A 20,911-nucleotide genomic window follows, 5' to 3' on the forward strand; every position below is an offset into this window, starting at 1 on the left:
AACTGGGAGAACTTCATGGCTAGAGCAGTGGAACCCTCAGCAAAGGAATCCACGTCACACGTGGCGCCACCCCTCACCGCCCCAACCACCCGCAAAACTCCGCGCTCCCTCTGGTCCGATAGCTTGGGGCGCGTGGCTGTTCGCTCTGCCCAGATTCTGCTCATCCTGGCGGTTGTCAGCGTGTCAATATTCGCCCTGATGCAGATCCGGCTGTTGGTGATTCCGGTGCTGATCGCGCTCATCCTGGCTGCTGCGATCGGCCCGTTCGTGAACCTGTTGCGGCGACGTGGACTGCCCGGCGGCGCTGCCACGGCTATCGCTTTCATTCTGCTGCTGACAGTCCTGGCCGGAGTGACGAGCATCATCGTCATGTCTGTCCGCAACCAATGGGGCGAGCTTGTTTCTCAAGCGGGGTCAGGCTTGGAGGAACTGGAAAACTTCCTCCTGACGGGCCCCTTCCCGCTGGACAGGGAACAGCTGGAACAGGCCCGGACCGGTCTGGTGGAGTTTGCCACCAGCAGCCAGGTGCGCTCCGGGGCCATCACCGGGTTGTCCGCCGTGACCGAGTTCCTGACCGGCGCGATCCTCATGGTGGTCATCCTCTTCTTTTTCCTCAAGGACGGCTCGAAGATCTGGGAGTTCTTCATGCGGCCCTTCAAGGGGCAGCGGGAACAGAAACTGCGGCGGGTAGGCAAGCGGACCCTGGAGGTCCTGGGCGGTTATGTCCGCGGGACCGCAGTCGTGGCGCTCGTGGATACTGTGGCCATTGGCGCGGCCCTGCTGATCCTCCAGGTCCCACTCGCCATTCCGCTGGCCATCATCGTCTTCATCACCGCATTCATCCCCCTGGTGGGTGCGACCGTTGCCGGCATCCTCGCGGCGCTGGTGGCACTCGTGGCGAACGGGCCTGTGGTCGCGTTGATTGTGGTGGCAGTGGTGGTCGCCGTGAACCAACTGGAGGGCGACCTTCTGCAGCCCATAGTCATGGGCAAATCGCTTCAGCTGCACGCTTTGGTCATCCTGATGGCGCTGACAGCGGGAACCATTCTGGCGGGAATCATCGGGGCCGTGCTGTCCGTGCCACTGGCGGCCGTGGGCTGGGCAATCATCCAGGTCTGGACCGCCGAGGATCCCAAACTCGAGGACATGAATCCCGACCTGCCCCCAGCCGACAGCCAGCCCGTATAACTTTCGCGGGTGACTGTCGGCTGGGCTGCCCCTGGCAGGGCTGGCATGGACTGGCTGAAGTGGACTGGCAGCTGGTGACTAGGAGCGCCTGAGGCCTGCCAGGACATTCTTCGGACGCTGCATCTCGCCGTGCTTTGCGCCCATGACAATCACCGTTCCGGCGAAAGCAGGAATGGCCCACTGGAGCAACTTCAGCTGCTTTTGTGCCGCCTTGAGCTCATCGGAAGCGGCAGAATGAGGCTCCGTTGCGCCTTCGGCTCCTTCGGCCGCCAGCTTCTCGACTTTTCCTCCGAGCATGCCTGCATACAGCGTGACGGCGGCCCCCAGCAACGTCACGGCCGTTTTGTACATACTTAGACGCGTGACGCCCTCTTGCTTGGCCATGCGCTCCTTGTTCTCCCAGATCACGGCGAGGCCTGCAACGATGTGCGCTGCGAAGGCGGCGGTCTGAACCGGCGCCCACCTCTTCCATCCGAGACTGGACAGCCGGGTGCGCTCCGTCGGATCCTTGGCCTCAGCCGCTGCCCCGTTAAGTCCGATGGCACCCATCAGCGAACCACCGAACCAAGCCCCTGCCGTCAGATCGTGGATGGAACGGGCAATAAGATTTCCTGCCATTGTCTCTTCCTAACGTGTTTGCATTTCCTGGATTGGGATCAGGCTTCAGGCCTTCCCGGACCTTCACTGCAGGATGCTCGAGCAGGATCCGGATCATTGGTCGTGATCTAATATGGTAAGCACACTTACTATAGAACTGATACCCCTTGAAGAGGAATGGAACGGAACGTTGAAGCGTATGGTCGCGGCTAGGGAATCGGCGGGAACGGAAATGACCGGAACACTCTTCGGCTGGGCCTTTGGGGACGCCTCGAGGCACGACGACGCGCAGTACGTGGAGACTCTTCGCCATGAGGCGCTTGAGAACGCGAAGCAGGCCGCTGCTTCCAAAAACGTCAGCGTGGAGCCGGGCACGGAAACCTACACAATGCTCGCTCCCGGGGAAACCCTGGTGGACTTCCACACAGCACCCGACAGCCTGGTGGTCCGCTGCACCGTCAAGCTTGTGGGGCCTGGTTCAGAGAAGATCCACGCCGAGGGGCCAATGAACGGGTAGGAAGGTCAGCCGGTTTGGACAGGACGGACATGGATGCAGTACTCAGCGAAGCGGCGAGGGCCGCAGAGGCGGCATCCAACGGGAAGGCGCTCGACGTCGTCGCCCGCTGGGGATTTGCCGTGATGGCGCTGCTGCATATTGTTGTGGGGGCCATCGCCATAGCCGTCGCATTCGGGCAGCCGGGAGAGCCGGAGCCTACGGGCGCTATCGAGCAGCTCGCCGCAAATCCTTGGGGCCCTGCCGTGATGTGGTCATGCGCAGCAGGATGCGCGGGTCTCGCATTGTGGCAACTGAGTGAAGCGACGCTGCGGGTGCGTCGCGAACGCCGGCGTGAGCGTCTGGGGAAGCTGATCTCGTCCGGGTCGCTCAGCCTCGTATACGGCAGCGTGGGCTTTACCTTTGCAGGCTTTGCCGTGGGTGCGCGCAGTGACTCCGGCGAGTCAACCAGAGCCTTCAGTACCTCCTTGTTGAGCCGCCCGCTCGGCGCCCCAGTTCTGGTGATTGTGGGTCTGACCATCATCGGCATCGGCATCTACTTCGTGTTTAAAGGATTTGCAAAGCGGTTCAAGGACGAGCTGCAGCACTTTGAGGGCACACGGCGGGGCAGGGCCATCAGCGGACTTGGCGTTGCGGGGCATGTTGCAAAAGGTGTTGCGTTGAAGCTGGTGGGACTGCTGTTCATCGTGGCAGCCGTGCAGAACAAGGCTGCAGAGTCCACCGGCCTTGACGGCAGTTTGACAGCGCTGCGCGACCACCCGTGGGGGCCGCTTCTCCTCACCGCCATCGGCACCGGCTTCGTCTGCTACGGGGTCTTCGCCCTCGTCCGGTCCCGGTTCGGCAGGATGTAGCTATGGCAATCGGAACCAGCGGTGTGGCCGGCGTTGCAGGGCTTGCGGGTGCCGCCTTTTCCCTGATTTTCAGGGCCCTGAAAGTTGTCCGCCCGGAACGCCCCATCCACCCCAAAGGAACCTCACTCACCGGCGAGCTCATCAGGGACGGTCTGTGCAACACCGACAACCCCCAATACGGCGAACCCAGCGGCGTACAGTGGATAGATTTGCCCGGCAAGCATGCTGTGACGGCCCGCTATTCCCGCTCGTTGGGACTGCCCGCTCCCCTGCCTGACATTCTGGGCCTCGCTCTACGACTCGAGGACGACGGCGGCCCGGAAGATGTTCTTTTTGCAACCACCGGCTGGTCCTGGCCTGCCCGATTCGCCCTCCTGCCCAGACGGGATGCGGGCAAGGCCACCTTCACCACACTGATGCCCTACAAAGGGGCGCACGGTCCAGTCCTTCTCGGCCTCACCACGGACTCCCCCGGTACAGTTGCATCCGGAACAGCATCGTCAGGAATACAGCCCTCCGCAAATGACTGGGTGTTGGCGATGCACTACGCCAAGCCGTCGGGACCTTGGATCCGGTTCGGCACCCTCGCGCTGCGGCCTGCACGCGACGGCGGAGACACCGGCCTCCGCTTCGATCCGGTCCTCAATCCACTGAACTGCGCCGGGACCTACACCTGGACCCGACGGCTGCGTGCCCCAGCGTATGGCACTGCCCGCCAGCCAAGGGACCGTCAGCTAAGCGGTCGCGAACCAAACTATCGGCACCCAAGCGACCGAGGCTCCCGCCGTCGAGCCCTCCACGCCACCAGTCCGCCCACCCATCAATCCCTGAGCAGGAGCACCCACATGGTTACCGTCAGCAAAACCTTCCTCGCCTCGGCAAACGACGTCTGGAACGTCATTGCGGACGGCTGGCTCTACTCCGGCTGGGTAGTGGGTGCGTCGAGGATTCGCGACGTCGACGCACTCTGGCCCGCCGAGGGTGCGGTTCTCCATCATTCAGTAGGAGCATGGCCCCTCCTGATCAACGACAAAACCTCTGTCACCGCCGCAAACCCGGGCAAGTCCATCGAACTTATCGCCAGGGGTTGGCCGCTCGGTGAGGCAAAAGTGGTGATCACCATCGAGGAACAGCGCACCGGCTGCAAGGTCAGCATGGCCGAAGACGCCATCAAAGGGCCCGGGAGTGCCATTCCAAAATTCATCCGCGACCCCCTCATCACCGTCCGCAACAACGAAACGCTCAAGCGGCTGGAGCTCATGGCCTCAGGAGGTGCGGGCACAAAAGGTCCGGACATCTAAGGCTGAGGGCCGCTAACTGGCGGTTAAAAAGCAGCGCGAACCGGCAGCTAATGCCCTCAACCTGAGTTTTGCGGTCATTAGCTGCCAGCTCGCGCTGAAGTAAGGGACTAGACGCTGGCGGAAACGCCGTCGCGGGAGATGTCCACCATGTCCTCGCGCGGCACAACCTTGATGCGCTCACGCTTAACCTCGACACCGTGCGATCCGCCGGCAGCAGTAGCCTCCGCGCCGAGAGCCAGCTCGTGGGCGTCCAGCGCCAGCCAGCCTTCCCAGCTGGTGTACTTGACGCCACGGTTTTCCAGCAATTCGACGACGGCGTTCGGCGCGGGCGCTGCAGCAACCGGAAGGTTTTCGCGGTCCTCGAGGAGGTAGGTCACGGTTTCGAGGGCGTCGCCCTTGGTGTGGCCGATGAGGCCCACAGGCCCGCGCTTGATCCAACCGGTGGCGTAGATGCCCGGGAGGTGAGAGCCCGAAGCGTCCAGTACGCGGCCGCCGTCGTTCGGCACAACACCCTTCTTGTGGTCGAACTCGACCTCGGGCAGGGCGGAACCGAAGTAGCCGATGGCGCGGTACACGGCCTGGACCGGGTAGTCGATGAACTCGCCAGTGCCCCGGGCGTTGCCGGTTCCGTCCAGCTCGGTGCGCTCAAACTTCATACCCGCAACCTGGCCGGGGTTGGCAGGGTCGTCGTAGATCTCCACCGGGCTGTGCAGGAAGTGCAGGTGCAGGCGGCGGGAAGCCTTGAACTCCGAAGGGTCCTCGGGCTGCTCGGCGATCCAGTTAGTGAGGGTTCCCACCATGGTCTTGGTCTGGTTGTTGGTCTGTACCTGGCGGTCAGACTCTTCGTCGAACTCGAAGTCCTCCGGGTACAGGATGATGTCCACGTCCTTCGAGTGGGACAGTTCGCGCAACTCCAGCGGGGTGAACTTCACCTGGGCAGGGCCGCGGCGGCCGAACACGTGGACATCCGTGACAGGCGAAGCCTTCAGCCCGGCGTAAACGTTCTCGGGAATCTCGGATACCAGCAGGTCATCGGCGTGCTTGGACAGCATACGGGCGACGTCCAGGGCCACGTTGCCGTTGCCGATCACTGCGATTTCCTTGGCATCCAGCGGCCATTCGCGGGGGACGTCCGGGTGGCCGTCGTACCAGGAGACGAAGTCAGCGCCGCCGTAGGAGCCCTCAAGCTCGACGCCGGGGATGTTCAGGTCCGCGTCCTTGATGGCGCCGGTGGCGAAGATGACGGCGTCGTAGTGCGTGCGGAGGTCCTCGATGGAAATGTCCGTGCCGTAGTCAACGTTGCCGAAGAAGCGGATGTCGCCGCGGTCCAGCACCTTGTGCAGGGCGTTCACGATGCCCTTGATGCGGGGGTGGTCCGGGGCAACGCCGTAACGGATCAGGCCGTAGGGGGCCGGGTAGCGGTCGAAGAGATCGATGCTGACCGTCAGTTCGCCGCTCTTGACGGCTTCGCTCTTGGTGAGGATGTCCGCAGCGTAAACGCCGGCAGGGCCGGAGCCAACGACGGCGACGCGCAGCGGGCGGGCAGCAGATCCTACGGTGGTGCTGGTTGACACGGCTGTGTTCCTTTTCTTCGGTCCCGCCCAACTAGGTAGCAATTGTTGCTGTTTTGAGGGCTCAAAACAGCAACTGCTGCTACCTAGTTGGGAAACGGAGGCTAGGTGGTGAGAACGCGGGCGGAGCTCAAGGGTGTGCGGGGGCGGTTCGGGGTGATGGTGCTGTAATCGGAAGTCTTGAAGTGCGACGGCGCGAACGGGCTGACGCGGACAACGTCACCGATCACAATTACCGCGGGGTTGGCGACGCCGGTGGCTTCTGCCTGGTCGGCTATGGACGCCAGGGTGCCGATCGTCACGCGCTGGTTAGGCAAATAGCCGTTTTCAACAATACCAACGGGAGTGTCTTCAGGCAGCCCGGCCTGGGCAAGGGAAGCCGCGGAGGAGCGCAACTGCCCCACTCCCATGAGCAAGATCACAGTGTGGTCGGCACGGGCCGGAACTTCAGCAAGCTCCTCGTGGCCGGTGACCACGCTGAAGCCCTTCGCCAGTCCACGGTGCGTCACCGGAATGCCGGCAGCCGCGGGAACGGAGATTGCTGACGTCACACCGGAGACCACTTCAACCTCGACGCCGTGCTGCCGGCAGAACTCGGCTTCCTCGCCGCCGCGGCCAAGGACGTACGGGTCGCCGCCCTTCAGGCGGACCACGCGATGGCCCTGCAGCGCCTCGTCGACGAGGATCAGGTTGATCTCCGACTGCGGAACGGGGTGGTGGCCAGGCGTTTTGCCGACCTCGATGACGCGAACGTCGGGGGCTAGCTCCTTGAGGAGTTCGCGGGGACCCAGGCGGTCGGCAACCACGACGTCGGCCTGGCCAAGGAGCCGCCGTCCGCGCACGGTAATGAGGCCGGAGTCGCCCGGCCCGCCGCCCACCAGGGCCACGGAACCGGCGTCGGTCGAAGCACGACGACGGCGCAGGGGTAGGTCACCAGTTTCCAAAGCAGTGGCAACAGCATCGCGGAGTGCCATGGCGCGGCGCGGGTCTCCCCCGGCATTCACCGCGATGTGGACGTTATCCACCACGGCGACGGCGGGGGTCCAGGCAGCTGAGGCTTCATGGTCCGAGGCGTTGACGCACCAGATGCGCTGCGCCTCAGCATCAGCGGAGACCTGGGCATCGACGGCTGCGTCACCAGTGGCGGTCTGGACGAACCAGACGGCGTCGACGTCGGAAGGCTGGTAAGTCCGCTGCACCCAGGTGAGCAGTCCGGCGTCGGCCAGTTCCAGGAGAGCGGCTGACGCAACAGGAGCGACGACGGTGACCCGGGCTCCGGCGTTTAGGAGTCCCTTGGCGCGGCGGGCAGCAACGGGGCCGCCGCCCACCACCAGCACGGGGCGGCCGAGGAGGCGCAGCGCTGTGGGATAGATGTCCTGGATAGCCATGAATCAACGGTAGGGCCGCGTCACATTGGGGACCAACGCCGCGGAAACACCAGTTCACGCAAGGTAACGCTGCGTAACTTTCGGTTTTACGGCTGCCGGCCAATCTCCTGCGATCTCCTGCAAAACACAAGGAGCGGCTTCCTAGCCGTAAAGCCCCGTGCTGAGATAGCGAAAACCGGAATCGACCATTACCGTGACAACGGTTGCATCGGGCCCCAGTTCTTCTGCGACCCGAAGTGCGGCAATGACATTTCCCCCCGAGGAAGTCCCTGCGAAGATTCCTTCCTCCCGGGCTAGACGCCGGCTCATGGCCATGGCATCGGCGGAAGAGACCAGTTCTATCGAGTCAACCTGGTCCGGTTCCCAAAGCGGGGGTAAAAAGCCGATGCCGATCCCTTCAATCCTGTGGGAGCCCGTTGGGCCACCGGATAGCACAGCGGATTCAGCTGGCTCGACGGCGACGACCCTCACCTCCGGCAGGTGGGTGCGCAGGGCACGGGCTGCGCCATGGATGGAGTGAGCGGTGCCTACAGACTGGACGAAGGCGTCCACCCGCCCGTCGGACTGTTGCCAGATTTCCTCGCCCAACGCCAGGTAGCCGGTGACGGCATCTCTGTTGTTGAGCTGATCGCATGCCCAATGCGATGGCTGCGCGCTGAGTTCGCCTGCACGGCTGATCATGGCCTTGATCAGTTGTTCGGTGATCCGTCCTTGATCACTGGGCACACTTTCCACGATGGCCCCCAGGGCCTCCATGGTTCGACGTTTCTCTGGGCTGAACGCGTCGGAAAAAACTACATGGAGCCCGTAGCCCTTGGCTGCGCAGACCAGCGCGAGGGAGATTCCCGTTGTACCGGCGGTGTACTCAACCACCGTATCGCCCGGAACCAGATCGCCTCGCTCTTCGGCTCCCTGGATCGCCGCAGCCGCCATCCGGTCCTTCATGCTCCCAGTCGGATTCGCCCATTCGAGCTTGGCGAGGATCCTCGCCGAGCCCGGAGGCACCACGTTGCTGAGTTCGATCAGCGGCGTGGAACCGATCCCTGCCAGAACTCCTTCGCCAGACTCCAATCGCTCCACGACCACACCTCACGTCCCAAACCCGCGTCCCGGGCACCCCGGATACGTGTCAAGGTATACCCGCCGACATGAGGACGCTAGGGTGCTGAAGGCCTAACGGGTGCTGCCGGCGAAAATGCGTAAGTTTCGGCACGTCTCGCGGTACGCGTTCCATGCAATCCGGGGCTTCCCCGCTCATGAGAAGTCATAAGTTGCGCAAATATGGAGCAAGGCCCGACGGCGGGACTCGCCGTCGGGCTCGACTCTTATGTTTGGCGGGTGCCTAGCGGGTGCTGCCGGCGAGGAGTCCGCGGCTGCGTAGAAGTCGCTTCTCAATGGGTGCGAAGACGAGCAGCTCGATCAGGATGCCGATGGCGAGGATCAGCAGGATGGCGGACATCACGATGGTCATGTCGGACAGGTCGCGGCCCTGGTTCAGCATGGAGCCGAGGCCGAAGCCGATGGTGCCGCCGACCGCGATGATTTCGGCTGCCATCAGGGAGCGCCAGGAGAAGGCCCACCCCTGCTTGAGGCCGCTGAGGTAGCCAGGGAGGGCAGCTGGAAGGACGATCTGCAGTGCCATCTGGAGCCGCGAGGCACCCAGGACCGTGCCCACGCTGCGGTAGTGCGGCGGAATCTGGTCCACACCCGAAATCAATCCATTGATGATGGACGGAATGGCGCCCATGAAAATGACGAAGTACACAGTGGCGTCGGTGAGCCCGAACCAGATGATGGCTGCAGGCACCCATGCGACGGACGGGAGGACCTGGAGCCCGGAAATCAGCGGGCCGAACGCACGGCGAAGCGGAGCCACCTGGGCAAACAGCAAGCCGATCGGGGTGGCAATGGCCACGCTGATCAGGAAGCCCAGGAGTCCGCGCTCGAGGGAGGTCCATACTGCTTCCTGGAGCTTGCCTTCGCTCCACTGGGCACCGAACTGGGCCGCAACATCCAAGGGTCCCGGCACAAGATCCCGCCGTTTGAAGCCCATGGACACGTAGAGCTGCCAGATGATGATGAGCACCACGATTGCAGCTACCGGAAGCAGGATGCGCGACCAGTCGATCCGGGCCTTGCGGACGGCGTCCGACTGCAGCGAATCAAGGCCGGAGCCCAGTTCGCGGAGGTCCTCGGAGCCGGTTGAAGAACGTGTCAGTGCAGCATGGACTTTGTGCGATTCCGCCGGTTCTGCAGAAAGTTCAGTGATCGGTGCAGGGTTACTTGGCATGGCGGCGGATCTCCTCTCGCAGCCGGGCTGTGATGACCCCGGTCAGCTGTCCGGCAAGCCCGGCATCGGTTCGGTGTTCCTCAGTGACGTTCCATTCCTGGACCACCCGGCCGGGCCGGGAGGAGAGGAGCAGGACACGCTGGCCCAGCCGGACGGCTTCGCGGACATTGTGCGTCACGAAAACGATAGTGCGGCCTGTTTCCTTCCAGATCCGCTCGAGTTCGTCATGAAGGAGGTCACGGGTAATGGCGTCCAGGGCAGCAAACGGCTCATCCATCAGCAGCAGCTGGCGGTCCTGGGCCAGGGAGCGTGCCAGCGCCACACGCTGGCGCATACCGCCGGACAGCTCGTGAGGACGCTTGTCGCCGGCTCCCGCCAAGTGCACCAGTTCCAACAGTTCGGCGGCTTTGACCCGACGCTCACTCCTGCCGACGCCCCGCAGTTTCAGGGCGAGCTCAATGTTCTCCCTGGCTGTGAGCCAGGGGAACAATGCGGAGTCCTGGAACATGAAGGCTGCCCCGTCGCTGGGCACCTCGAGGGCGCCCGACGTCGGGAGCTCCAGTCCCGCCATGATGTTCAGCAGGGTTGACTTGCCGCAGCCTGAAGCACCGAGCAGGGCGACGAACTCGCCTTTGCCGATGCTGGCGTTGACGTCGTCCAGTACCGGGGCGCCGTCGCCGAAGCGCTTGCCCAGGTTTTCCAGTACGACTGGCATGGTCCCGTCCTTTGTTAGTGGTGTGTGGAGGTGCTGCGTGCCGGCGGTGCTAGTCCTGGCCGAGGCCCGCGGCAGAAATCTGACCACCAGTAGCGGTGTTCAGGGCAGAGAGGTCGAAGATGCCATTGATGTCGGCCTGCTTGGTGGTTCCGGCCTCGACGCCGTCCTGCAGCAGTTTTGGAAAGGTTCCAGCCAGCGGATCCGTGGTGAAGACGATGTTCTGCAGGGAGCGCTCGAGTACATCGGCGGGAAGCTCGGCACCCGAGTCTTCCTTCAGCGCGGCGTTAATAACGGAAGTTTTCTCAGCAGCCGGCGCGTCGTTGAGCCAGGCAACGGACTCAGCATGGCCCTTGAGAAGTGCCGCGACCGTTTGAGGGTGTTTGGCTGCGAACTCCTTGTTCACGATCAGGACTGTGGTGGGAAACTGGCCAGGCTTGCCGGTTTGGGAGCCGTCCCAGAGGTCCTTCTCATCCACCAGGACCTTCGCACCGGCCTGGAGCACCAGCCGTGAGGCCCACGGCTCAGGCAACCACGCGCCGTCGAGCTTTCCGTCCTGGAAAAGTTTCAGGGACTGCGAGTTCTCTGTGGGATTGATGGCAACATCGCCACTGCCGTCGGTGCTGGTTTTGAAGCCTTGCTTAGCCAGCCAGGACCGCAACGCAACATCCTGCGTTCCGCCAAGCTGAGGAGAGGCCAACGTCTTGCCCCGGAGGTCGGCAGGCGAGTTGATGCCTTCTCTCACGACAAGCTGCGCGCCGCCCGCCGCTGCCCCGGCGATGATGCTGATGGACTCGCCCTTGCTCTTGACAAAGGAGTTGATGGCCGGGTTGGGGCCGATGTAAGTGGCGTCGATGGCACCGGCGTTGAGCGCTTCAATGGCGGCCGGGCCGGCGTTGAAGGATTCAGTGCTGAGGCGTGTGCTGCCCAGTTCCTTGGCAATAAGACCCTGATTGATTCCCACAAGAGCGGGCGCGTGAGTGATGTTGCCGAAGTAACCGAGCTTCAGTTCAGCGGCGTCTGTGGCCTTCGGCGGAGCATCGGATTGCGCGTTGGACATCGAGGACACAGCAGCACCTGCGGCAATGAGCAGGACCAGACCAATGGCCAGCGCGATCTCCACGGCGCGGCTCCGCTGCGGCTTGTTGCTCTGGCCAGCAACAATGCGCTTCATGCCGGGCTGTGGACTAGTCATGAATTCACCATAGGGAGTGTCATAAACGTCATTCAATGAGCCGGAAACGGGGGGTCACGCGGGTTCATGCGGCGTCATAAACGCTTTGTGGCTTACTCCGCTGACAACCTGGCCACGGCGGCGATATCCCGAGGTGTGGTACGGCAGCACCCGCCGACAGCCCTGGCACCAAGTTCACGCCAGATGCCGAATCCTTCCGCGATGCCTGCAGGCGGTTTTCCGCCGGGTTCGCTGTGCCCCGTCGCCGCGGCGCCCCACGTCTTGGTGATGGGGTCGTAGCTTTCGCCGGAATTCGGATACGCGATCAGCGGCATGTCAGTGGCTTTGCGCAGGGCCTCCAGCGATGGCGAGACCAGATCCAGCGGCACGCAGTTCACACCGACCGCCGCTACCCGCGGCTGCGCTCCACAGAGCCTTGCTACCTCGGCCAGGGGCGTACCGTCGCTGATGTGCCCGCCGTCGCGCAGGGTAAAGGAAAACCAGGATTCGACGTCGAACTCCTCAACGAGCGCCAACAGCGCCTCGGCCTCTATGAAGGAAGGAAGCGTTTCACAAGCCAGTAAGTCCACTCCGGCCTTCACCAGCGCCTCGATCCGAGGGCGATGGAACTCCTTGAACTCACTCCGGCTGAGGACGTAATCGCCCCGGTATTCCGAACCATCAGCGAGGTAGGCGCCGTAAGGTCCAACAGATCCTGCAATCAGCAGGGGACCCGCTCCGGGGTTCTCGGCGAGGTATTCCCGCCGTGCCTCATCGGCCAGGCGCACACTCAGTGCCACCAGTTCCAGGGCTTCCGCTTCAGAAATGCCACGCTGGGCAAATCCCTGGGGCGTCGCCTGATAGCTTGCCGTGATGGCCACCGTTGCTCCGGCACCGAAGTAATCGCTGTGTACCTGTTTGATCAGGTGCGGTTGTTCCAGGAGCACTTTGGCCGACCACAATGCGTCTTCCAGATTGCAGCCGCGCGCTTCAAGCTCAGTGGCGAGGGCGCCGTCCACCACCACATTCCTGCCGGCGTCGAACATGCGGGACAGGGTGGTGTTACGGGCAATACGGGGCATCGTTGCACAGCTCCAAGCATTTCAGATCAAAAGAACATCGTAAGGCCACGTTGGACTTCAACGTGGCCTTACGATGTTCATTCAGCGGCTTCGGCGCAGCGGCTTCAGCGAGACTAGATCGAGTAGCGCTCATCCTCATGGTCGCCCGGGTGGTCGTTCACGAGGCCGGCGGCGAGGGTGTTGCCATCGATCGGATCGATCACCAGGAACGCTCCGGTGCGGCGGTGGTGCAGGTAGTTCTCCAGCGGCAGCGGGGCAGCGAGTCGGAGCTGGGCGTGGCCGATGTCGTTGAGCTCCAGGCTCGACGCGCCCTCAAGCTTGAACGTGGCCAGGTCCAGCTTGCCGCTGACGTTCCGGACCAGTGCCTGGACCGTGCGGGTACCGTGCTTGACCAGTACCTTGGCGCCTTCGCGGAGCGGCTTGGGAGAAAGCCAGCAGAGAGCGGCGTAGAGGTCGGCGGAGCTTTCCCGGATGGTCCCGGCTGCCGCGATCGTATCGCCACGGGCGACGTCGAATTCATCGGCGAGGCGGATCGCCACGGACTGCGGTGCAACCGCTTCGGTGAGCTCGGCTCCGGCGAAGTCGATCCCGGTGACGGTGGTGGTGCGGGGGCCCTGACCCGGGGTCAGGACGGTGACCTTGTCCCCCAGCTTCACTGAACCTTCGGTGATCTGTCCGGCGTAGGCTCGGTAGTCGCGGTAGGCCTCCACGTCCAGGCCGCCGGCGATGGCGTCGGGCGCCAGGGCGCCCTGGGGCCGGATGACCAGCTGCACGGGGAAGCGGAAGCTTTCCAGGTGGCTTTCGAGCTCGTCAGCCGCGGGCAGGGACTCGAGGGTTTCCAGCAGCGCCGGCCCTTCGTACCAAGGCGTGCGGTCCGAGCGGTCCACCACGTTGTCGCCGTCGAGGGCAGAAACCGGGATGACCAGGAGATCGGCGATGCCGTCGCTGCCCAGGCCAAGTTCGCGCCCCACCTGCTGCACGTCGGCTTCGATCTCGCGGAAGACGGACTCGCTGAACTCCACGAGGTCGATCTTGTTCACGGCCACGATGACATGGGCAACCCGCAGCAGCTGCAGAACGGAGAGGTGCCGGCGCGTCTGCTCGAGGACACCCTTGCGGGCGTCGATGAGTACGATGACGGCGTCCGCAGTGGATGCGCCCGTCACCGTGTTCTTGGTGTACTGCACGTGTCCGGGGCAGTCCGCGAGGATGAAGCTGCGGCGGTCCGTGGCGAAGTAGCGGTAGGCGACGTCGATGGTGATGCCCTGTTCGCGCTCGGCACGCAAGCCGTCGGTCAGGAGGGCAAGGTCGATTCCGCCTGCAGAACCGCCAAAGCCGCGGTCGGCGGAGGTCCTTGCTACGGCGTCGAGCTGGTCGGCCAGGATCGCCTTGGAATCGTGAAGGAGGCGGCCCACCAGGGTGGACTTGCCGTCGTCGACCGATCCGGCAGTAGCGAAACGGAACAGTGTCGCATCCTTGAGGGGTGCGTCGTCAAGAAGTGTGGCCGCGCGGGCGGCGTCGAGTTCGGTGCTCATTTAGAAATAGCCATCCTTCTTGCGGTCTTCCATGGCGGCCTCGGAGATGCGGTCATCTGCACGGGTGGCGCCACGTTCGGTGATGGTGGAAGCGGCAACTTCGATGACGACGTCGCGCACGGTAGCGGCGTCGGATTCAACAGCGCCGGTGCAGGACATGTCGCCAACGGTCCGGTAGCGGACGGTCTTGGTGATGACTTTTTCAGTGTCCAGGGGCTGCGACACCTCGCCCACAGCGCGCCACATGCCGTCGCGGGCGAAGACCTCGCGTTCGTGGGCGTAGTACAGGCCCGGAAGCTCAATGTTCTCGCGCTCGATGTAGCGCCACACATCCAGCTCGGTCCAGTTGCTGATGGGGAACGCGCGGACGTGCTGGCCCACTGTGTGGCGGCCGTTGTACAGGTTCCACAGTTCGGGCCGCTGGTTGCGGGGGTCCCACTGGCCGAACTCGTCGCGGAGGCTCAGGATGCGTTCCTTGGCGCGGGCCTTGTCCTCGTCACGGCGGCCGCCGCCAAAGACGGCGTCGAACTTGTTGGACTGGATGGCGTCCAGCAACGGAATGGTCTGCAGCGGGTTGCGGGTGCCGTCTGCCCGCTCGGCCAGCTCGCCGCGGTCAATGAACTCCTGGACACTGCCGACGACGAGCTTGAGGCCCAGCCGCTCAACGGTCCGGTCACGGAAGTCGATGACCTCGGGAAAGTTGTGGCCGGTGTCCACGTGCAGCACAGGGAACGGAACCTTGCCCGGCCAGAACGCCTTCGTGGCGAGGTGCAGCATCACCACGGAGTCCTTGCCGCCGGAGAAAAGCAGCGCAGGCTTCTCGAACTCGGCGACAACCTCGCGGATGATGTGGATGGCCTCGGACTCAAGCGTGTCCAGGCTGGAGAGGCGCGTAGCTGGGACGGGGGTGTCAGATTCCAGCACAGACAGCTCCAGGTCCTCGTTGGTGATTTGGGTGCTCATACGTGTAGTCCGCATTCTGTCTTGTCGGTTCCTGCCCAGCGGCCGGCGCGGGGGTCATCGCCCGGCGCCACCTTCCGGGTGCAGGGCTGGCAGCCAATGGACGGGTAGCCCTGTGAAAGCAGCGGGTTGACGGGGAGGAGGTTGTCGTCGGAGTACTGCACCAACTGGTCGAAGCTCCATGCCGCCACCGGGTTGACCTTGACCAGGCCGTTGGCCTCATCCCAGGTAACGAGGGGCGTGTTGGTGCGGGTAGGGGCTTCGTCGCGGCGTACTCCGGTGAACCACAGCTCGTAGCCGGAGAGGGTGCGCTTGAGCGGCGCGACCTTCCGGAGGGCGCAGCACTGGGCGGCGTCACGGGCGAAGAGGTCCTTGCCCAGGAGCCGGTCCTGCTGCTCCACGGTGTTCTCGGGGAGGACGTCCACCACGTTGACGCGGAGGTTGGCAGCCACCTCGTTCCGCGTGGCGTAGGTTTCCGGGAAGTGGTAGCCGGTCTCCAGGAACAGGACGTCGACGCCGGGAATCTGGTCAGCGACGAGAGCCGGGAGGACGGCGTCGGCCATGGAGCAGGCGACGGCGACAGCGGGGAGTTCGAAGTTACGCGCCACCCAGGCGATCACGTCACGGGCGGGTGCGTCCCAACCCAGCTCTGCAGCGCCGGATTCGGCCAGGGCTTTGAGCTCTTCCTTGGAGCGAAGGGCAGGCGCCGACGGCGCGTCAGCCGTACTGGCTGCATCACTGGTCATTGCAAGTCCCCCTCATCAGCTGCATGGGCCCACTCGGCGAAAGTCTGGTTTTCGGTGCGCTTGGCCACGAAGCTGCGGACCACACGCTCCACATAGTCGGGAAGGTCCTCGACGTAGACCTTGAGCCCGCGGACGGTGCGGCCCAAGCCTGCCTCGTCGCGGTCGGTGGATGCCAGCCCGCCGCCCAGGTGGACCTGGAAGCCGGGGGTGGGATCGCCGTCGGGCGTTGGCAGCATCATGCCCTTGAGTCCGATGTCCGCGGTCTGGATGCGGGCGCAGGAGTTGGGGCAGCCGTTGATGTGGAGGGACAGGGCGTGCGGCAGTTCACCGGACGCTGCCAGGTCCGCGAGGCGGCGTTCGAGCTCGGCGACGGCGGTGGCTGCGGTGACCTTCGTTTCCACGATGGCCAGCTTGCAGTATTCGATGCCGGTGCAGGCGATGGTGCCGCGACGGAACACAGACGGGCGGGCGGAAAGGCCCAGGGCGTCCAGCTCGGCAACCAGCGGCTCAACCTCGTCCTTGGGAACATCGAGGACCACGAGCTTCTGGTGCGGCGTGGTGCGGAGGCGGTACGAGCCCCTGGCCTCAATGGTGTCAGCGAGCTTCACCAGCTGCTTGCCGGAAAGCCTGCCGGCCAGCGGGGTGGCACCGATGAAGAACTTGCCGTCCTTCTGCTCGTGCACGCCGATGTGGTCGCCCGGGCTGGTGGGCCTGGGGGCGGCGGGGCCGTCAGCAAGCTTGTAGCCGAGGTATTCGTCCTCGAGGATCTGGCGGAATTTCTCCGGGCCCCAGTCCGCCATCAGGAACTTCAGGCGGGCCTTGGTGCGCATGCGCCGGTAGCCGTAGTCGCGGAAGATGCTGGTGACGCCGAGCCAAACCTCTGCGGCTTCTTCGGGCTTCACGAAGGCGCCGAGGCGCTTGCCGAGCATCGGGTTGGTGGAGAGGGCGCCGCCGGCCCAGAGGTCGTAACCGACACCCAGTTCGGGGTGGCGTACGCCGACGAGGGCGAAGTCGTTGATCTCGTGGACCACGTCCTGGCTCGGGTGGCCGGTGATGGCGGTCTTGTACTTGCGCGGCAGGTTGGAGAGCAGCGGGTTGCCGATGAAGCGTTCGCCCAGCTCAGCGATCAGCGGCGTGGGATCGATGATCTCGTCCTTGGCGATGCCTGCCACGGGTGAGCCCAGGATGACGCGCGGAACGTCACCGCAGGCCTCCGTGGTGGACAGGCCGATACCTTCGAGGCGCCGCCAGATCTCGGGGATATCTTCCACCCGGATCCAGTGCAGCTGGATGTTCTGGCGGTCAGTGAGGTCGGCGGAATCACGGGCGAAGTCAACGGAGATCTGGCCGATGACGCGCAGCTGCTCGGTAGTGAGGGCACCGCCGTCGATCCTGACGCGCAGCATGAAGTACTTGTCCTCAAGCTCGTGCGGCTCAAGCGTGGCGGTCTTGCCGCCGTCGATCCCGGGCTTGCGCTGGGTGTACAGGCCCCACCAGCGGAAGCGGCCGTGAAGGTCCTGGCCGGGGATCGAGTCGAAGCCCTCTTTGGAGTAGATGGACTCGATACGCTCGCGCACGTTGAGGCCATCGTCTTCCTGTTTCCAGGTTTCGTTGGCGTTCAACGGTGTGGTCCCGTCGACCTTCCACTGGCCGTGCGGCTTCGCTGCCGGGCGGGAGGTGCGGGCCGGTCGCTTCGGAGCGGAATCCGCGGACGCTCCGGCTAGAGCTGTATCAGTCATGCATCGACTGTAGAGGGGACCCGAAACGCGTCACAAAGGTTGGGAAACGGAAGGTCACCTAGGGAAATATTTCGTCATGTTCTTGGCCGGTTCAGAGCGTGCCGGTTCAGAGCGTGCCGGTTCTGAGCGTGCCGGTTCTGAGCGTGCCGGTTCTGACCGTGCCGGTTCAGAGCGTGCCGGTTCTGACAATAAGGGGAGCTGCGCGTCAGGCAGGGAATTTGGCGAGGGCCGCGTCGAACCGCTCCAGGGCGATCTCGGCCACAATCGGCGACGGCAGCAGGGGCTCGGTCACCAGATCGGCGCCGGCCTTGGCCAGCTGGTCGTGGAAGTAGCCCGGCGCCAGGAGGTAGGAGGCAATAACCACACGACCGCCGTCGTCCACGGCACCGGCGGACTCCCCCGCCCCGGCACCGCCTGCGGCTTCCGTGCGGAGCATGGCGACGGCGTCGGGCACCGACGGCTGCGCTGAGGCGCCATAGGCAGGCACGATCCTGTTGGGCCGGAGTTCGCGCAGCTGGTCGGCCAGCTCTTCCACGCTGCGTGCGGCGTGGGGGTTGGATGACCCGGCGGCGGCCAGGACCACGGCGTCGCGATCCGTCACCCCAGCCTCGCGCAGTCGCTGATCCAGCAGGGCCGCAAGCCGCGGATCCGGCCCCAGGGGTGCGGCGGCGAGGCTCCCCTGCCGGCTCTTCACAGCCCGGGCGATATCCACCTTGACGTGGTATCCGACGCTCAGGAGCAGCGGCACCACCACGGCAGGTTCACCCTCGGGAAGTGCAGCTACAACGTCCACCAGATCAGGCTGCTGAACGTCCACGTATGATTCCCGGACATCGAGGCCCGGCCGCAGGGCTGCGATGGCATCGCGCAGGGCGTTGACCTCTGCAGCACCCTGGGCGTTGGAAGTCCCGTGGGAACAGGCGATGAGGATCGGGGTATTCATAGGGCTAGCGTAACGTTGGAGCCGCCCCGTCCGCCCTTCGAAATCCACTGGATGCCGCTGCATGACCTTCCCTTTTGACATCGCCCTGGTTTGGCTGGACCTCGCCGGAGTCTTCTTCTTCGCGGTGTCGGGTTCGTTGCTTGCTGCACGCAAACAGTTCGACATCGTGGGCTCCCTGCTCCTGGCTTCCCTGGTCTCGCTGGGTGGGGGCGTGATCCGCGACATCATCCTCAACACCACTCCGGCTGCCTTCAGTAACCCTGCTTATTTGGCGCCGCCCCTGCTGGCCACCCTGCTGGTATATTTCCTGTTCTCCAGCGTCCAGCGCTTCACCTCCTTGCTTATCCTTTTCGATGCCGGCGGGCTGGCCCTGTTCTGCATCACCGGGACTTTAAAGGCCCTCTCCTTGGGGATGAACCCCTTTGCCGCCGTGCTTCTGGGGGTCACGACGGCGGTGGGCGGGGGCCTGCTGCGCGACATTACGGCCAATGAAGTGCCGCAGCTGTTCGATCCCAAGGACATTTACGCTTTGCCCGCTTTTGCCGGCGCCACATTGACCACCATCCTGTGGGTCACAGGTTCCTTCAACGCCCTTACCGCTTCCGTTGTGGCGGCCGTTGTTTTCGCTTTCAGAGTCACCGCCTGGCGCCGTTCTTGGCACGTTCCGCTGGCCGTTCGGGGCTGGCAGCGGCTGGGCTTGGACGGCGCAGGCAGGCCTCGCGATTAGCTAGGATAAGAGCCATGACTGACATGTTCCTCGAGAAGTTCCGTGCGCTCGTTCCGAAGTATCTCGAAGACGAATGGCAGGAAGAGGATGGGCTGTCCCAGGAGGAGCTCGACAAAGCCCTGGCAGACCACCAATTTACGGTCCCGCTGGTGCTCCGCGAGTTCTATGAAGCTGTGGGCGGCTGTGAGGATCTCATGGAGGCCTACCACTACTTCTGGGACCCCGAGGAACTGGAAGTCGATGATGAAGGCTTCCTGATGTTCCTTGAGGACGAGGAAGAGCAGTTCACCTGGGGATTCCGCGTGGGCGATCTCAACGTCCCCGATCCCATTGTGTGGCGGCGCAACAACGCCCGCGGCCAATGGAAGAGCGAAGAGGGTACGTTCTCCGAGTTTGTCTTCGACATGTTCGAGTGGGCTTTCAACGACGAGGACTGAGTCTGGTCTGGGCGCCCTGTGACCGCCGCAGCTTTGTCCCCGACCGATTTGCGTAACTTATAGCGCCTACCGGGGTGGCAGCCCTTGAACTCTCGGGGCTGAAAGCAGCTGCCGAGGCCAAGAGTTACGCATTTACGTTGGGGAACCCGTTGAATTTCCCGCGGCGCCACAACTCGAGGACGGCCAGGACTTCGGCCACCATCTCGTCCGGTGCAAAAACGACGTCGTCATAGTAGTAACGCAGCACTAGATAGCCACCCAGCGTGCTCCTGTTATTGCGCCGCTGGTCACGCTTGACCGATTTAGGCTCAAAATGAGTGCGGCCATCCGTTTCCACCACCAGGCATTCCTCCACGAGGAAGTCCACTTCGCCTACCCCGGGAATGAAGACGTGCCTTCGGACTCGCAATCCGGCCCTCGCAAAATGGGTATTCGCGAGCACTTCCAGCAGTGAATCGGCTCTCGGTATCAATTGATCCAATACCGCACGTACTTTTCCATTCCGGCGTCCCGTGGCCTTGGCATATAGGAAGTCGAGCGAGATGTCTCCGCGTCCCACTGCCGACTGCACAAGGACGAGGGACTCGAGCTCGGGCAGACACTGCAAGCTGTGAAGAAGCACATCCGCCAGGCCGGCCACAGGGAGCCAAGCGTGACGCTCATGCCTCGGTCTGCCATGTTCCGTGACGCCTTGGCCTGAAACAGGGTGGCTCCGGCAGAGGTGAAGCCGCGCGGCCTGCTTCAAGGTCCACAGTCTGTAGATTTCAGCCGCCGATAGACATGTAAGCAATCCGCCATGCGCCAAGGCCTGAGCCACGTCACCGTTGCTCGAAAGCCCATAGATCCCATGGCTGACCTTGATTACCGAGCCACGATCCAGCGCCTGCCCCAGTGCCGCCCTGCCGAACCCGGAAGCACGGATTCTGGAGGCCCGGGCGGCGCCTCCATTGAGCTGCATGAATTCAACGATGTCCACTCAAGCAACAGTGAGCGGCCAGCGGCGCCTCGAAAAGAGATGCAGGCAGCTATGTGGACAATCATGGCTAGGCTCAGCGCCTGCAAGAATGCGTGACTTTTGCGGGTTCAGGACAGGTCGCACCCTGACTTTCCGCGGGCACTCGTCGTTGAGAGCGATATAAGTTACGCACTTCGGCAG

Annotated in this window: 20 protein-coding genes; 6 read left to right on the forward strand and 14 right to left on the reverse strand. The window is 63.8% G+C overall.

The window, feature by feature from the left end:
* Positions 1-15: 15 nt before the first annotated feature.
* Positions 16-1,188 (forward strand): AI-2E family transporter, encoded by a 1,173-nt coding sequence (locus MU551_RS07310; protein ID WP_247042053.1) that lies wholly within the window; start codon positions 16-18, stop codon positions 1,186-1,188.
* Between the two features lie 78 nt (positions 1,189-1,266).
* Here the strand turns inward: MU551_RS07310 and MU551_RS07315 are convergent, their stop codons facing one another.
* Positions 1,267-1,806, reverse strand: a complete 540-nt coding sequence (locus MU551_RS07315; protein WP_247042054.1) for a hypothetical protein — start codon at positions 1,804-1,806, stop codon at positions 1,267-1,269.
* A 211-nt stretch (positions 1,807-2,017) separates the two neighbouring features.
* On the opposite strand from MU551_RS07315, the gene MU551_RS07320 reads away from it, so the two are divergent.
* From MU551_RS07320 to MU551_RS07330, 3 genes are read left to right on the forward strand one after another with little or no spacing between them, the layout of a single operon-like run.
* Positions 2,018-2,302 carry a hypothetical protein gene (locus MU551_RS07320; protein ID WP_247042055.1) on the forward strand — a complete coding sequence of 95 codons (285 nt, stop codon included), beginning with the start codon at positions 2,018-2,020 and terminating at the stop codon, positions 2,300-2,302.
* Between the two features lie 29 nt (positions 2,303-2,331).
* Entirely contained in the window at positions 2,332-3,150 is an 819-nt protein-coding gene (locus MU551_RS07325) for a DUF1206 domain-containing protein (RefSeq protein WP_247042056.1), read from the forward strand.
* 2 nt (positions 3,151-3,152) lie between these two features.
* Positions 3,153-4,451 carry an SRPBCC family protein gene (locus tag MU551_RS07330; protein WP_247042057.1) on the forward strand — a complete coding sequence of 433 codons (1,299 nt, stop codon included), beginning with the start codon at positions 3,153-3,155 and terminating at the stop codon, positions 4,449-4,451.
* Positions 4,452-4,558: 107 nt separating this feature from the next.
* On the opposite strand, the gene MU551_RS07335 is transcribed toward MU551_RS07330, so the two are convergent.
* The 12 genes from MU551_RS07335 to MU551_RS07390 all read right to left on the reverse strand — a co-directional run bounded on the left by MU551_RS07335 (position 4,559) and on the right by MU551_RS07390 (position 18,591).
* Entirely contained in the window at positions 4,559-6,025 is a 1,467-nt protein-coding gene (locus tag MU551_RS07335; protein ID WP_247042059.1) for an FAD-dependent oxidoreductase, read from the reverse strand.
* A 101-nt stretch (positions 6,026-6,126) separates the two neighbouring features.
* A complete protein-coding gene (cobA, locus tag MU551_RS07340) occupies positions 6,127-7,410 on the reverse strand; it encodes a uroporphyrinogen-III C-methyltransferase (RefSeq protein WP_247042061.1) in 1,284 nt (427 codons plus the stop codon).
* 141 nt (positions 7,411-7,551) lie between these two features.
* Positions 7,552-8,490, reverse strand: coding sequence for a PLP-dependent cysteine synthase family protein (locus MU551_RS07345; RefSeq protein WP_247042062.1), 939 nt, complete (start codon positions 8,488-8,490; stop codon positions 7,552-7,554).
* 262 nt (positions 8,491-8,752) lie between these two features.
* Complete coding sequence (locus MU551_RS07350) at positions 8,753-9,700, reverse strand: ABC transporter permease (RefSeq protein ID WP_247042063.1); 948 nt, start codon at positions 9,698-9,700, stop codon at positions 8,753-8,755.
* Positions 9,690-10,415 carry an ABC transporter ATP-binding protein gene (locus MU551_RS07355; protein WP_247042064.1) on the reverse strand — a complete coding sequence of 242 codons (726 nt, stop codon included), beginning with the start codon at positions 10,413-10,415 and terminating at the stop codon, positions 9,690-9,692. The genes MU551_RS07350 and MU551_RS07355 overlap by 11 nt, the downstream gene beginning before the upstream one ends.
* Positions 10,416-10,464: 49 nt before the next feature.
* On the reverse strand, positions 10,465-11,607 hold the full coding sequence (locus MU551_RS07360) for an ABC transporter substrate-binding protein (RefSeq protein WP_247042065.1): 1,143 nt from the start codon (positions 11,605-11,607) through the stop codon (positions 10,465-10,467).
* A gap of 92 nt (positions 11,608-11,699) precedes the next feature.
* Positions 11,700-12,659: a homocysteine S-methyltransferase gene (gene mmuM, locus MU551_RS07365; protein WP_247042356.1), complete on the reverse strand. Its 960-nt coding sequence runs from the start codon at positions 12,657-12,659 to the stop codon at positions 11,700-11,702.
* Between the two features lie 122 nt (positions 12,660-12,781).
* The gene (locus tag MU551_RS07370) at positions 12,782-14,203 is read right to left on the reverse strand and encodes a sulfate adenylyltransferase subunit 1 (RefSeq protein ID WP_247042066.1); all 1,422 of its coding nucleotides are present in this window, start codon (positions 14,201-14,203) and stop codon (positions 12,782-12,784) included.
* Positions 14,204-15,166: a sulfate adenylyltransferase subunit CysD gene (cysD, locus tag MU551_RS07375; RefSeq protein WP_247042068.1), complete on the reverse strand. Its 963-nt coding sequence runs from the start codon at positions 15,164-15,166 to the stop codon at positions 14,204-14,206.
* Positions 15,163-15,909, reverse strand: a complete 747-nt coding sequence (locus MU551_RS07380; RefSeq protein ID WP_247042070.1) for a phosphoadenylyl-sulfate reductase — start codon at positions 15,907-15,909, stop codon at positions 15,163-15,165. The genes cysD and MU551_RS07380 overlap by 4 nt, the downstream gene beginning before the upstream one ends.
* Positions 15,906-17,648, reverse strand: a complete 1,743-nt coding sequence (locus tag MU551_RS07385; protein ID WP_247042072.1) for a nitrite/sulfite reductase — start codon at positions 17,646-17,648, stop codon at positions 15,906-15,908. The genes MU551_RS07380 and MU551_RS07385 overlap by 4 nt, the downstream gene beginning before the upstream one ends.
* Positions 17,649-17,853: 205 nt before the next feature.
* Positions 17,854-18,591, reverse strand: coding sequence for a sirohydrochlorin chelatase (locus tag MU551_RS07390; RefSeq protein ID WP_247042074.1), 738 nt, complete (start codon positions 18,589-18,591; stop codon positions 17,854-17,856).
* A 61-nt stretch (positions 18,592-18,652) separates the two neighbouring features.
* Here MU551_RS07390 and MU551_RS07395 point away from each other — a divergent pair, with 61 nt between their 5' ends.
* Positions 18,653-19,318 (forward strand): trimeric intracellular cation channel family protein, encoded by a 666-nt coding sequence (locus MU551_RS07395; RefSeq protein ID WP_247042081.1) that lies wholly within the window; start codon positions 18,653-18,655, stop codon positions 19,316-19,318.
* Between the two features lie 14 nt (positions 19,319-19,332).
* Positions 19,333-19,755, forward strand: a complete 423-nt coding sequence (locus tag MU551_RS07400) for a hypothetical protein (protein ID WP_247042083.1) — start codon at positions 19,333-19,335, stop codon at positions 19,753-19,755.
* A 124-nt stretch (positions 19,756-19,879) separates the two neighbouring features.
* Here the strand turns inward: MU551_RS07400 and MU551_RS07405 are convergent, their stop codons facing one another.
* The gene (locus MU551_RS07405; RefSeq protein ID WP_247042086.1) at positions 19,880-20,731 is read right to left on the reverse strand and encodes an endonuclease domain-containing protein; all 852 of its coding nucleotides are present in this window, start codon (positions 20,729-20,731) and stop codon (positions 19,880-19,882) included.
* Between the last annotated feature and the right edge of the window lie 180 nt (positions 20,732-20,911).

This window comes from Arthrobacter rhizosphaerae (genome assembly GCF_023062595.1).
Classification (GTDB): domain Bacteria; phylum Actinomycetota; class Actinomycetes; order Actinomycetales; family Micrococcaceae; genus Arthrobacter; species Arthrobacter rhizosphaerae.

Coding starts and splice junctions, on each gene's coding strand:
- MU551_RS07310 (WP_247042053.1), top strand. CDS start 16: ATGGCTAGAGCAGTGGAACCCTCAGCAAAGGAATCCACGTCACACGTG.
- MU551_RS07315 (WP_247042054.1), bottom strand. CDS start 1,806: ATGGCAGGAAATCTTATTGCCCGTTCCATCCACGATCTGACGGCAGGG.
- MU551_RS07320 (WP_247042055.1), top strand. CDS start 2,018: ATGACCGGAACACTCTTCGGCTGGGCCTTTGGGGACGCCTCGAGGCAC.
- MU551_RS07325 (WP_247042056.1), top strand. CDS start 2,332: ATGGATGCAGTACTCAGCGAAGCGGCGAGGGCCGCAGAGGCGGCATCC.
- MU551_RS07330 (WP_247042057.1), top strand. CDS start 3,153: ATGGCAATCGGAACCAGCGGTGTGGCCGGCGTTGCAGGGCTTGCGGGT.
- cobA (WP_247042061.1), bottom strand. CDS start 7,410: ATGGCTATCCAGGACATCTATCCCACAGCGCTGCGCCTCCTCGGCCGC.
- MU551_RS07350 (WP_247042063.1), bottom strand. CDS start 9,700: ATGCCAAGTAACCCTGCACCGATCACTGAACTTTCTGCAGAACCGGCG.
- MU551_RS07355 (WP_247042064.1), bottom strand. CDS start 10,415: ATGCCAGTCGTACTGGAAAACCTGGGCAAGCGCTTCGGCGACGGCGCC.
- MU551_RS07360 (WP_247042065.1), bottom strand. CDS start 11,607: ATGACTAGTCCACAGCCCGGCATGAAGCGCATTGTTGCTGGCCAGAGC.
- MU551_RS07370 (WP_247042066.1), bottom strand. CDS start 14,203: ATGAGCACCGAACTCGACGCCGCCCGCGCGGCCACACTTCTTGACGAC.
- cysD (WP_247042068.1), bottom strand. CDS start 15,166: ATGAGCACCCAAATCACCAACGAGGACCTGGAGCTGTCTGTGCTGGAA.
- MU551_RS07380 (WP_247042070.1), bottom strand. CDS start 15,909: ATGACCAGTGATGCAGCCAGTACGGCTGACGCGCCGTCGGCGCCTGCC.
- MU551_RS07385 (WP_247042072.1), bottom strand. CDS start 17,648: ATGACTGATACAGCTCTAGCCGGAGCGTCCGCGGATTCCGCTCCGAAG.
- MU551_RS07390 (WP_247042074.1), bottom strand. CDS start 18,591: ATGAATACCCCGATCCTCATCGCCTGTTCCCACGGGACTTCCAACGCC.
- MU551_RS07395 (WP_247042081.1), top strand. CDS start 18,653: ATGACCTTCCCTTTTGACATCGCCCTGGTTTGGCTGGACCTCGCCGGA.
- MU551_RS07400 (WP_247042083.1), top strand. CDS start 19,333: ATGACTGACATGTTCCTCGAGAAGTTCCGTGCGCTCGTTCCGAAGTAT.